At 66.5% G+C, this 11,745-nt stretch carries 15 protein-coding genes; all 15 read right to left on the bottom strand.

The genetic code is table 11. The annotated features are described in order from the left end of the window. Positions 1-33: 33 nt before the first annotated feature. The 15 genes from ACM9HJ_RS00710 to ACM9HJ_RS00640 all read right to left on the bottom strand — a co-directional run bounded on the left by ACM9HJ_RS00710 (position 34) and on the right by ACM9HJ_RS00640 (position 11,745). Entirely contained in the window at positions 34-417 is a 384-nt protein-coding gene (locus tag ACM9HJ_RS00710; protein WP_416569744.1) for a phage tail assembly chaperone, read from the bottom strand. A 31-nt stretch (positions 418-448) separates the two neighbouring features. Next, positions 449-1,384, bottom strand: a complete 936-nt coding sequence (locus ACM9HJ_RS00705; RefSeq protein ID WP_416569743.1) for a phage tail tube protein — start codon at positions 1,382-1,384, stop codon at positions 449-451. Positions 1,385-1,390: 6 nt separating this feature from the next. After that, on the bottom strand, positions 1,391-1,660 hold the full coding sequence (locus ACM9HJ_RS00700) for a hypothetical protein (RefSeq protein ID WP_416569742.1): 270 nt from the start codon (positions 1,658-1,660) through the stop codon (positions 1,391-1,393). A gap of 1 nt (position 1,661) precedes the next feature. Further along, positions 1,662-2,081 carry a hypothetical protein gene (locus ACM9HJ_RS00695; RefSeq protein WP_416569741.1) on the bottom strand — a complete coding sequence of 140 codons (420 nt, stop codon included), beginning with the start codon at positions 2,079-2,081 and terminating at the stop codon, positions 1,662-1,664. Further along, the gene (locus ACM9HJ_RS00690; RefSeq protein WP_416569740.1) at positions 2,071-2,295 is read right to left on the bottom strand and encodes a hypothetical protein; all 225 of its coding nucleotides are present in this window, start codon (positions 2,293-2,295) and stop codon (positions 2,071-2,073) included. Before ACM9HJ_RS00690 ends, ACM9HJ_RS00695 begins: the two co-directional genes overlap by 11 nt. Beyond that, a complete protein-coding gene (locus ACM9HJ_RS00685) occupies positions 2,292-2,942 on the bottom strand; it encodes a phage virion morphogenesis protein (RefSeq protein WP_416569739.1) in 651 nt (216 codons plus the stop codon). The genes ACM9HJ_RS00690 and ACM9HJ_RS00685 overlap by 4 nt, the downstream gene beginning before the upstream one ends. Then, positions 2,939-3,373 (bottom strand): gp436 family protein, encoded by a 435-nt coding sequence (locus ACM9HJ_RS00680; protein ID WP_416569738.1) that lies wholly within the window; start codon positions 3,371-3,373, stop codon positions 2,939-2,941. Before ACM9HJ_RS00680 ends, ACM9HJ_RS00685 begins: the two co-directional genes overlap by 4 nt. Before the next feature lie 2 nt (positions 3,374-3,375). Beyond that, positions 3,376-3,879, bottom strand: coding sequence for a hypothetical protein (locus ACM9HJ_RS00675; protein ID WP_416569737.1), 504 nt, complete (start codon positions 3,877-3,879; stop codon positions 3,376-3,378). Continuing rightward, positions 3,879-4,835 carry a phage capsid protein gene (locus ACM9HJ_RS00670; RefSeq protein WP_416569736.1) on the bottom strand — a complete coding sequence of 319 codons (957 nt, stop codon included), beginning with the start codon at positions 4,833-4,835 and terminating at the stop codon, positions 3,879-3,881. The genes ACM9HJ_RS00675 and ACM9HJ_RS00670 overlap by 1 nt, the downstream gene beginning before the upstream one ends. Before the next feature lie 32 nt (positions 4,836-4,867). Then, positions 4,868-5,263, bottom strand: a complete 396-nt coding sequence (locus ACM9HJ_RS00665) for a DUF2190 domain-containing protein (protein ID WP_416569735.1) — start codon at positions 5,261-5,263, stop codon at positions 4,868-4,870. After that, positions 5,260-6,309 (bottom strand): hypothetical protein, encoded by a 1,050-nt coding sequence (locus ACM9HJ_RS00660; protein ID WP_416569734.1) that lies wholly within the window; start codon positions 6,307-6,309, stop codon positions 5,260-5,262. Before ACM9HJ_RS00660 ends, ACM9HJ_RS00665 begins: the two co-directional genes overlap by 4 nt. 291 nt (positions 6,310-6,600) lie before the next feature. After that, positions 6,601-7,860: a PBECR2 nuclease fold domain-containing protein gene (locus ACM9HJ_RS00655; RefSeq protein WP_416569733.1), complete on the bottom strand. Its 1,260-nt coding sequence runs from the start codon at positions 7,858-7,860 to the stop codon at positions 6,601-6,603. After that, positions 7,847-9,307 carry a DUF935 domain-containing protein gene (locus ACM9HJ_RS00650; protein ID WP_416569732.1) on the bottom strand — a complete coding sequence of 487 codons (1,461 nt, stop codon included), beginning with the start codon at positions 9,305-9,307 and terminating at the stop codon, positions 7,847-7,849. Before ACM9HJ_RS00650 ends, ACM9HJ_RS00655 begins: the two co-directional genes overlap by 14 nt. 132 nt (positions 9,308-9,439) lie before the next feature. Continuing rightward, complete coding sequence (gene terL, locus ACM9HJ_RS00645) at positions 9,440-11,245, bottom strand: phage terminase large subunit (protein ID WP_416569731.1); 1,806 nt, start codon at positions 11,243-11,245, stop codon at positions 9,440-9,442. Then, positions 11,242-11,745, bottom strand: a complete 504-nt coding sequence (locus tag ACM9HJ_RS00640; protein ID WP_416569730.1) for a DUF1804 family protein — start codon at positions 11,743-11,745, stop codon at positions 11,242-11,244. Before ACM9HJ_RS00640 ends, terL begins: the two co-directional genes overlap by 4 nt.

Below are 11,745 nucleotides of genomic sequence, written 5' to 3'. Positions count from 1 at the left end.
CGCCGCCTCGTGCGATATAGGCGGCGACGGCCTTTAGTTTTTTACCGTGCGCGCCTGGGCCCCTTCGCCACTGATCGACTTGCGGTAGCCGTTGATCAGGCCTGTCAGGAAAAACGGATTGTCCATGCATTCTTCCAGGTTCTCGGCCGTGAACTCTTCCTCCAGCCCCGACCAGCCCTGCATCACTTCGCGCAGGATGCCCTTGTCCAGGTCCATGGCGTCGCCGCTGCGCCCAGCATCGCGCGCACGGTCGGCCTCGGCCACCATGGCGCGGCTTTCGCTGGTGGGCAGAACCTTGAAGTTGGCAATGAAGGAATGATCGGTGAACCGTCCGGCGGTCGCCTGCGACGGCAGCTTGACGGTGATGGGCCACGGATAGGTGGTTTCCTTGCCCTTCTTGAACGACAAACCGGCCATGTTCTTGAACTCCTGATCTGGGGTTGGAGGGTTACTTGACGGTGATGGTCAGCGGGCCGGACGCGTGCCGGGTGAAGCGCAGGGGCATGTTGATGCCGCGCATTTGGTCCACCTCGACATAGCTGGGCTTCGGCCCCAGCTGCACGGCCGCGCCGGCGATCTGGACGATATTGCCGGCCGTGGTGCCATGGGTCAGGTCCAGGGCGACCTTCGTGCCGGCCTTGGCCAACGCGAAGAAATTCTTGGTCCCCACGCCGGGATCAAGGAAGGTGGCGCTGCCGGTCGGCACCGGGTCCGGCAGGTTGATGCTTTCCGCACCCACCAGGAACGAACCCACCGGGTCGTTCCCCATGTCCAGATTGAATTCGGACATCACGGCCGTGAAGCCATCCAGGGTGAAATTGGCGTTGGCATCGGACACGATCAGCTCGCCGATTTCTTCGAAACTCGCGGCCGGCAGGGTGCCGGACGCAGCGGTCACCGGTACCAGCAAACCCTTGAAGTTGATCGTGGCCAGCAGCCAGTTCTTGGTCGTGCCCTTGATGGACAGCTTGCCGCGCACGCCCAGGCACTTATGCAGCGCCCCTTTGAGATAGACATACAGCGTCACGCTTTCGTGGCCAGTCTGGATGGGCGTGTAGGTGCAATCCTCATCCTCGGTCGCCACCTCGGCAAAACCGCAGGCCCGGATGACCGGCCCCCAGCTGGGCACTGCACCAGCCGTGCCGGCGCCGCACAGGGCGACGTCGAAGCTGCCGCTAACATGCTCACCGGCCATGCGCGCTTCCGGGGCACCCAGGCCGGGATAATCCACGTCCAGGGTCACTTCATCGCCTTCCACCGGCGTGATCTGGCCGTTCAGCGTCTTGATCGCGTTGGCCATGGCGGTGGGTGCCGCGTCCGTGCCATAGGTCGTTTCGACCTTGGCGATCATCAGCTTTTCTTTCCAGGTATAAGGACCGGCCATCGCGGGTTACTCCTGCTTGCGGGGCGGGCGCTTGTTGGCCCCGCCCTTGTCGGTGGTGGCAGCCGTGGCCGCCTCATTCGTGGTTTCGCCCGGCGCGGCCGTCTCGGCCGCCTCCACCGGGACGGGCTCCGCCTCGGCGGCGGGCGGCGGCGGGACGCGCCCGTTCAACGGGGTGCCATCGGCCTCCCGTGCCCGCGACCCGTCCGGATGCGGCTCGGTGCCGCCGATCCGCTTCAGCTCTTCGCCGCGCTTGCGCTTGTACGAACCGCCTTCCATGTCAGCTCCTGTAGATCGTCGTGGTTTGAAAGATGTCCATCCAGCGCAGCGTCCCGGCCGTCACGGCCATCAGCTCGCCCCGGTCGAAACTCAGGCCTTCCTGGGCACCCTCGGGCGCCCAGCCCAGAAGGGCCGCGCGCTCCTGGCGTCGCACCTCGGTCAGCGCGCCGACCGCCCCGGTGCCCAGGTCATCGACTAGGCCGGACACGATCAGGACGATGCCGAAACGCAGCTGCACCAGCTGCTGCACCCCGCCCGTGATCCCGCTGTCGCCGGCCAGCTCGTCCAAGAGCACGACGTAGGCGGCGGGCAACAGGTGTTCCGGCGGATCGCCGCGCAGCTGCGATAGCGCCGCCAGCCCCTGCACATCCTTCAGGGCTGGGCATAGGTCCTTCTGGCGCTGGACGATCTCAGACAGCATCGCCATCTCCAGCGTCGACGCGCCAAATCCAGACGCTGTCATCTTCCAGGCCGCTATCGCCCTCGATCCGAACCCGTTCACCGTTGTCGAAGTCGAGCACCAGATGCGGTTTGCCGGTCCATCGCCCGAAGACGATGGTCGCGCCATGGATCGTCCGCCCGACCAGCGAGCGAACGGTTTCCACCTGTTCTTCGTCGTGATCGGGACCGCTCACGTCGTTACCTCCAGCTGCGGCACGGCCATCGTCAGATGGTCGGCGATGATGTCCAGGGCAGCGGCCTGGTCACCGACCGACAGCCCCAGATAGGGCCGGCCCGGGATCGTGACCGTGTGGTCGCCGATGGTCAGGGTCCGCGCGCTCACCCCGGCCTTGCCGGCATCCTTGCGGCGGCGGAACTGCAACGTGCCGGCCGCCAGCGTCCAGGCCTTTTGCTTGCCATCCTTGCCGGTCCGCGTGCCTTTCAGGGGCTCGGTCCGGACACTGACATGCGCCTCCTGCTGGCGGGCCGGGATCTGGATATCTCCGCCGAACTGGTGGATCGCGCCATAGGGCCGGTCGGTACCGACCTGGACCCCGTCCGCGTCCACCTGGTACCGGATGGTGCCGGACAGATAGCCCCGCATGACCAGGATGGCGTTGGAATGGCCGGCCTTGCGCTTGGCCTCCACCGTCCGCCGCGACAGCGGCGTCCAGGCCTTGCCATCCGGCCCCTTGCCGGCGCGGAAGCGGCCCATGGTGGACTGCGTCAGCTCTTCGCCGATGTTCTTGTACACCGGCACCAGGTTACCGCTGGCCGCCTGGAACCGCGCCAACGCCTCCATCACCTCGGCATCGTCAACCGTCAGAGTAACGCCACTCATGGCAGCCACCCCGCCATGGCGTGCGGCGTGAAGACGGGCTCCGGCGCCACGAACTGCGCCTCGCCCCCCTGCGCCGGCTGCCCGGCCGTGCCGGTACCGGCCAGCACGGCCCGGCCGTCGGCCAGGTCCTTCAGCTGCTGCCGCGCCAGCTTGGCGGCCGTCTCGGCCGGGCTCTGCGTCTCGGACCCGCCACCCTGATAGGCCAGGCGCACCAGGTTGCAGGCAATGGCCGTCAGCAGCGGATCAAACGGTTCGGCCAGCGGCAGGGCATAACGCCCGGCCAGGTACGAATTGATCTCGCTGTCGGCATCCGCCAGCAGCTGGGCGACGGTCTCCGCGTCCGGCACACCGTCGCGGTCGCGGTCGCAAAACCGCAACAGCTCCGGCAGGCCGAAACGCCGCTCCAGGTCGCTCAGGGTGGCGTAACCCATGGTCAGGCTCCGGCCTTCTTGGCCGCAACCTTACGGGGCGTCGTGGCAGAGGCGGGGGCGGCGGCCCCCGCATCCGGGGCGTCCTGCTTCCCGCCCGCCGGGTCATCCCCGTCGGCACCGGTCACAGGGCCGGTTTTCGCGCCGGGCGCATCCTGCCTCGACGCTTCCGCGCCCTCGCCCTGGGGCTTCCCGGCCGCCGCCGGTGCGGTATGAATACCCGCCGCCCCTCTGGAATTCCGGAACTCGATATAGGCTTCCAGCGTCGTGCACAGTTCCTGGACGCTGTCGAAGCCGAATACGTCCGCGACCAGGTCCAGCGCCAGGCCCAGGTCAGACGGGCCGGGGGCGACGACCCCGACAGGCACCGCTTCGTCCGGCATGATGTCGGAGATGGTGCCGGTAGCAGCGAGACGAGTGGCGGCAGCGGTTGAAAGTTCGACGGTGTCGCCGGGCTGGTACCGGCGGCCGTCGTGGCGAAGGGGGGTCAGGACGATGGCGCGGGGCATCAGATGGCATCCTGGATGAAGTAGCCAAGCTCGGACGCAATGATCTTCTCCCGGACGGTTTCGCCGACGCGGACACGCTGGCCACCGCGCAGGCCGATCTTGCTGTCAGCCATGGAACCGGCGATGCGGCTGCCATACTGGGCGGTGATGCCGAAGGTGATGCCGCGCTGGGCATTGGCCTGCTTGTTGATGTGCAGCAGGGCGCAGTGGCCGCCCCACACACGCGTGGGCGCGACCGTCTGTCCCTTGCGGGCATTGTTGACCCAGCCGCTGCCGACGATAACGCGTTCGATCTCCAGCAGCTCCGCGACCTGTTCCTTGGTCAGGATGCCCTTGGGGGCGGCCACATTGGGCTGAAGCGCGGCCAGCATGCTGGGATTGGTCCGCAGCTTCGTCCAGGCGGATTGGCCGATCACCAGCGTGTTGGGCCGGAAGATCATCACCTTTTCCAGCCCTTCAGTCAGGATGCCCAGCGCATCGCTGTCCGGATGGTCGAACTGGTCGGTGCCCGACAGCTGGATTTTGTTGTCGCTGCCATAGGTGCCGGCGTTGAAGACCATGCCGGCGGTGCGCACCTCCCGGTCCAGCAGGATCAGGTCGGTCAGGAACTCGGTGGCGTCCAGGATCGGGTCATGCGCGATGCCGCCATTCGACACGGCCGCCTTGGCCTGGTCGATATCGTCCTGCGGCACCGGATCGTCCAGGCCGTAATCCTCGGCACTGTCGGTCAGCTCGGTGGCCGTGAACTCGACCTCGCCCGGCTGGCCTCGGCGACCGACGAAGGTGTTGGGGACGGTCAGGCCCTGCGCCAGGTCGTACTTCTTGTACTTGAATTCCTTCACATTGACCGTAACGCGCGGCAGAACCTCATCCGCGATCAGGGTGACGGCGGGGTTCCTGAACTTGACCGATACCGCCACCTGGGCGGGACTGACGACAAACGGGGCGCCGGACATTGGCGGCTTCCTTCTGCGGGGTGAAGACGGGGTTAAGCGGCGCCGGGCGCCAGCAGCACCTGACCGATATCGCCGGCAGCGCCGGACAGCTCGGCCGTGCCGATGACGCGGACGTTGCTGGCGGCGGCCGTGGTGCCGCCGCTTTCGACATGGGTGTGGCGGGTCACGGCAACGGCCTTGCCGTTGGCGTCGGACGTCAGCAGGTCGCCGCGCGTGACGTTGCCGCCATACTCGACGTCTTCGATGCCGGTACGGGTGACGTCCACACGCTGGCCGATGGTGCTGCCGCCGGGCTGGCAGCAGATGCCGATCTGACCGTCGCCCGTGGCAGCAGCCTGGACGATGGTCTTGTCGTCGGCACCGAACTTCACGATGCGGTACTGGCCGACGGCGCCGCCGGCCTTGTAACTCTTGACGATGCCCTTCACGGCACAACCCCCTTGTTCAGCTGACTGACGGCCTGCGCAAAGGTCAGGGTGTCGCCGCGTTCAGCGGCTGCCGTGACCATGGCGTCGGCCGCCTTGGTGATGGATTTCTCGTCCGCGAAATCCACGGTCTCGCCCGTGGCGATCTCGCCCATGGGCACGCGGGGACCGACGACCGCCGCGAAGGCCCGGAACACATCGCCGGCCGGCTTATCAGCGCCATCGGCGAAGCTGACGGTGCCGGCCTCGTCCAGCGTGGACATGAAGGACAGCAGGTCTTCCCGCTCCTTCGGCAGTACCCGGCCTTCACCGATCAGCTTGTCCAGGAAGGTGCCGTGGTCGGCCAGGCGGGCTTCCCGGTCGCGCTCTGCAAACTCGGCCGTGCGGCGGTCCAGCTCGGCTTCACGGCGGGCAATCTCGGCCAGGCGGGCCACTTCCTCGGGCGAGGGCGTCGGATCGGCAAAGCTGGCGGGTGCCGGCGTCACGGCGGCTTCGGCGACGGTGTCCAGGTCCCAGCTGTTCAGCGCCTTGTCGGCCTCTTCCACACCGAACTTGCCGATCAGCCATTCGCGCAGCTGGCGAAACAGGCGGGCGGCGGCACGGTCGCCCCAATCGGAGAATTCCACCGTGCCTTCATCACCGTCGGCGAAACTGACCTGGCGCAGGCCCTTCACTGCCGGCGGCACCGCGCCAAGGAAGCCCACATGCTTCAGGTGCAGCTTGCCGGGCGTGGGGTTGCCCTTGCCACCGGGCAGGAAGAACGACGCGGAAACCTTCTTGTAGCGCTTGGCATCCACCGCGTCGGCAAACGCGGCATCCAGCTGGTGGGCATCGGCAACCAGGAGGTCACCCTCGACCCGCAGCCCCGCGACCCAGCCATACGCCGGATGGTCCATCTTCGGGTGGCCGATCACCAGCGGCGCTTCGTGCTTGGCCGGATCATAGACAGCGACAATGTCGGCCAGGTCGGCAACCGACACATCCAGCACCGTCCCGTTGGTGGCGGTGTGCGTACCGGCGCGGAAGATTTCGATGGGCTTGGTGGACATGTGATCGGAACCCTCTGTTCAGGGTTCGATCTTCACCTGGATGAGGGGGCCGAACTTACCCCCCGTGGCAGAGGGGCGGAGTACCCCCGTCGGGCTCCGGTAACGGGGGTGGTAACGCGGTCTGGGGGTGGCCCGGCATGGGTGGGTGCCGCCGCAGGTCCGCCCCATCCAGCGGCCCTCTTTTCACGGCGGCCCATCTGACCTATATTCCGGGTGCAGACACCCGGTCGGACCGGACGCCATTGGCCGGGTGTTGAGCAGGCGGGCCTGTCCGGATGCCCGACCCCCCAATCAAACCACGTCCCCCCGACGATACAGCATCAGGCCCCGGCGCAGGTTCTTCACATAGGACGCGTCGCCGACGAATGTCGTCAGCCCCTCCCACATGCCCTTCTGCGCGGTCAGCACCACGGGAATGGTCCGCGTCTTGCCGATGCGCAGCAGCTTCACATAGCGCCGCACCAGGCCCACGCGGCCGGTACCCGCGTTGCGCTGGAACTCGATCCAGATTTCGGCCGGGTCGGCGATGATCTCGGGAATGAGGCTCCAATAGGACAGCCTGGCCGTCCAGCGCTTGTCCGGGTCTTCCAGCACATGGTCCGCCAGCGCCTGGGTCAGCAGGACATCGGTGCCCAGCGGATCGGTCATGCGGCCTTCATCACCGCCCAGCAGCTCGCGCACGAAGTCGCGCAGGGCCGGCTCGTCTCCCACGGGCGGCATCGGCCGTAGGGGCGCAACGGGATCGTCCACGGGGATGGGCGGCAGCGGCTGGGCAGGCGGTGGGGCGAAGCCCGGCAGGCTTTCCCACCGCTGCGCCGGATCATCAATGATCACGCGCCGCTGTTCCGCCCGGCCCCAGGCCGCCTCGCCCACGTTGTAATCCCAGCCCGGATCAACCCCGGCCGGTACTTCCACCGCCACCTTGCCTTCGGCCGCGTTGACCGTCCGCGTGACCGTTGGCAGGTCGGGTGACGGGTCGGGGCCGTCCTTGCCCAGGGCCTTCATCTGCCGGTCGGACAGGGCGATGACGCTGCACTGGCAGCCCCAGCCGTTGGGCGGATAGATCTTGTCCCAGACCGGATCGTCATGGCGCCAGACCTTGCCGTCCCAGGCCAGGTGCTGTTCACGGGGGTGCTGCACCAGGTCGGAATGCTGGTACTGCCACCAGGGCCGGTAACGCAGAACATCCGGGTCGGTCATCTGCTTGTACCGGCCGGCCTGGTGGGCGGTGCGCAGGTTCGTCTCGTAAATGACCTTGGTCCGCCATCCCCGGCTGCCCTTGTAGCTCCAGCCATGGGCCGCCACGATCCGGTCGAAATCCTTCCGGAACGCTTCAAGGGTCAGCTCGCCATCAACCACCCGCTGGATGGTGGACCGGAAGTCGGACAGCAGCTCGTCCTTCACCGCCCCCGCGACCGTGAAGGCCCGCGCATGCATGGCGCCCTTCAGGTCGGTCCAACGCGCCGTGGGCACGTTGACCTTGGCCCTGAAGTAATCCTGCGCCTCCTGGAATGGCAGGCTGGTGGCACTGACCAAGCTAGAAACCGACATCGCCCGCCACCTCCGCCCGTCCGGTCAGCTCGGCCGTGATCAGCGCATCGCCCAGCAGCTGCGCCAGGTCGCTCACGTCCAGGTCGGGATACATGGCCAGCAGCACCCCCGGCAGGTCTTCCACCCGCTCCACCTTGTCCAGCGCCAGGCGCACCTTGCCCACCAGGTCGGCAACCTTCGCGTCGGCCAGGCCCGCCAGTTGCTCCGCCAGCTCGGCCACCGCGTCGGGCTCGCCTTCCGCGAAGTCGGCCGGCGGCTTGGCGCCGGGCGGCGGCAGGGCGGCCGGCTCCTGTGCGGGCGGCTTGGCACGCCGCACCCAGCCATCGCCATACGTGTCGCGGATATGCTTCTCCGTGGGTTCATACCCCAGCTTGCAGATGGCCTCGTCCCGCTCCGCCAGCGCCTTCAGGTCCGGCCCTTCCTGTGTGCGCCACAGCTTGGGCGGCTTGGCGCCGGGGTAGTTCCATTCGGTCAACCAGACGGCCGGCCCCCGGTTGAAGCTGCCGCACAGCATGTCGCTATCGGCATCCGTGACGGTGTCCTTGACGCCAGCATGAACCTGCGCCTGGCTCAGTGAGGCGCCATCATCCGTGGTCATGGTCTGCGACAGGATGATCTTGGCAATCGCCTTGTCCATCGCCTGGTGCAGCGTTGCATTGTCAACAGCCCCCGACCTGGTCGCCTCAAGCAGGCTCAGGGTGGAACCCTGCTGAACCACCACCGCCGTTGAGCTGGCCACCGCCTGTGCGGCCCGCAGCAGCGTGGCCTGGTCTTCCTTGCTGGTGCCGGCGGGATACTCACCCTTGACCGTGGGCGCGCCGAACTTCTCCAGCAGCCTCAGCCAGAACTGGATGCCATTGCGCTTGAAGAACACCGGCCAATAGAGCCAGTGCGCCAGACCCAGGCCATACGGATCGTCATCATTGTCGGCCCCGGCCGCGTAGGTCCAGAACTTGCGCTCCGGCACCAGGTCACCGTCATACGGGGCGGACGGCAGCCGCAGCCGCAACCGCTTCTGGTCATCGAACCGAAAGCGCCGCTGCTTGCGCACCAGAATGTCGTCCATCACGATTTCGGCGCCGTCCCGCTTCCACATGACTTCGCCCACCGCGAAGCCGTAGAACAGGCCATAGGCCATCTTGTCGGTGATGCGGTCCCACTCCAACGCCGCGATCTGCGCCCGCAGGCTGTCGGCCGCCTTCTTGTCGATGGCCCGCGTACCCCCTGGCAATACCTCCCATTCCTTGGCGATCACGGCCAGGCGCCGCTGCTGGAAGCAGCTTTTGACCTGGTCATCCTGCATCACCCATTCATAGGTGAGGTAATCCCCACCCTTGGCCAGCAGCACCCTGTCTTGCGGGTCCAGGGACTGCGCCGGGATGTAACCGCGCGTAACGTCACGCCCGCCGGCAATGCCGGCAATCTCGGCCAGGTCAGGAGTGATCATCTTCGCCATCCCAATCAACTTCGTCTTCATGATGGTGTGAGAACCCGCACGCGAAGCAGCAATCCATGTCGATCTCTTCGGGGGTCCAGATCGCCTGGCAGAAGGGGCAGCAATCGTCCAAGGTCACCTCCATCAATGCAGGAACCCGCCCAACTGGCGGTGCCAACTCTCAGCAGTTCCGTCCAAGCCGGGATCATCGGGCGTGCCGATATCGGGGCTGGCAAACCCTATCTGGTGGCTGATCAACAGGCGCGTTCCGCCCAGCAGCGGCGCACTGCCCGACTGCACCTGCTGCGCCAGCTGCCACAGCATTTCCAGGCAGTCCGGCCCGTCATCATGGTCCGCCATCGGCCAGTTTTGCAGCTGCTGCAACAGCACCGTCTGACTGGCATGGACACGGATGACACCGGCCGCGACATAGGGCTGTAGCCCCATGATGCGCAGGCTCTTGTCGGTATTCGGGGTGACCGCCTGGGCGGGTACCGGGGTGCCGCGTTCCACCGACCGCTTGATCAGCTCGCTATGCAGGAAGGCCTGGAACTGGATCGTCTCGACTGACCATAGGGTGCACCGATATTCCGTCTGGAAGCGGATGACTTCCTCAATGATCAGGTCCGGCAGGCGCCTCGCAATGGACGCTTCCACCACATCCAAGATCCCGGTTTCCCGGTTCACCCCACCCACCAGGATGGCGCTTGGATCGCGCGCCTTGTTCTGCTTGCCCAGGGACGGGTCCAGGGCGCCGATGAAGGTCCATTCCGGCAGGCGGTTGACCCAGAAGGTCAGCTTGCGAAACGGCGCCCCATCCTCGTCCATGGGGTCGTTCTGCTGTTCCGAATTGAACGCCGCCTCGCCGATCTGGATGCGCAGCGTCATCAGCATCTTCAGGGGGCGCACTTCCGGCCAGGACACTTCGGCGCCGGCTTCCATGGCGACCTGGTGCGCTTGGTAGAAGTCCTCGGCCTCTTCCAGCGCGCGGGCCTTGTCATCCTCGTCCGTGCCATCCGCCGACCGGATGATCTCTTCCCAGCGCTGCCACAGGTCCATCCGATCAGGCCAGCGCAGGATGGATTTCAGCCGCATGAACCGCCACAGGACGTTGCGGGCCTTGCGGACCAGGACGCTGTCATAATGCAGGACAGTGCCGACATAGATCACGTCCATGGACCCGTCGGCGGCACCCAGGTTCAGCACGGCCTTGTCCACCCACTTGTCCAGCTTGTCGCGCTGATCCGGGCTGCGGACGGCCTCGTCATTCTCGATATCGTCCAGGATGACCAGGTCCGGGCGGTGCGGCCCATGGCGCCGGCCGCGCAGCTTCTGGCCGGCGCCGACGCCTTCGATCTTCACCCCGTTGACAGTGATCATCTCGCCTTCGCGCCAGACCGGGCCGGCACCGCACATCTCGGGAAAGTCCAGCTTCAGGCGCGGGTTTGACTCCAGCTCGGCCTTGATGGCCTCCACCATGCCGCACGCCTGGGCGAACACATCCATGACGATGATGATATAGTTCTTGTCCCGGCGGGCCTTCCGGCCGGGACCTTTGTAGCCCTTCCGGGCGACGTTCCAGATGGGGAATAACTGGCTGCAGAAGGTGGATTTCGCCTCGCCACGGGGCGCGATCACGCCCTCTCTGGCACCTCCCTTGGGTGTGGATACGACCTCGGGCAGGCGTTTGAACAGGTGCTTGTGCAGCCGTGATGCGCTGGCTGACTTCACATAATGTGGAAAGTAGGTCCGGCAGAAATACTCGAAGCCGTCGTCGGCCAAGGCTCGCTTGCGCCTGGCCTCAATCGCAGCCTTGCTTTCATCCAGACCGGTGACTTCGGCCTCAATGCGCTTGCGCAGCTCGACCGCCAGCGCTGCCATTTCCTTGGCCAGGTCGGAACCGGTGAAGCCGGCCGGCCGCAGCTTGACGCGATAGTCACCCACCGTCACCGCCCCAGCTCCTTCGACAGGAAGGTGGAGAACGGCGCCAGCACGTTGGCGAAGGGTGCCAGCATGTCGGGATGTCGGTCACCGATGAACTTGGCCAGCAGTTCCAGCACCTCGCCTGCCACCGCTTGCTTGTTCAGCGCCGGGGTGGCCTTGGCCAGGGCCGCCATAGTCTTGGTCGCTGCGTCCGCCAGGCGGGACAGCGCCTCGGCCTTCTCCAGGGCGGGCGTCTTGTCGTCGTTCCGCAACCCTTCAATGACGGCCTGGTGCAGGGGCAGGTAATCGCTGATCAGCATGTTGGCGATGTTGGCGGCACCGGCCGATGAAATGCTGATCGCGGCCCGCGCCCGTTCCCAATCGTCGCCCCCCGCCTCGGCTGCGCCCTTCCAGCGGCGGGCAGTGGCCACACCGATTTCCAGCCGCTCCGCCGCCGCTTCCAGCGACAGGCGGTCATGCACATAGGCGCGGCGCAGTTTGTCCTTCAGTTCGGGCGGATGGGCCAT

The organism is Niveispirillum sp. KHB5.9 (assembly GCF_048066115.1).
Lineage (GTDB): Bacteria > Pseudomonadota > Alphaproteobacteria > Azospirillales > Azospirillaceae > Niveispirillum.
Note: the sequence above shows the minus strand (reverse complement) of the source record. Positions and strands in the feature narration are given on the sequence as shown.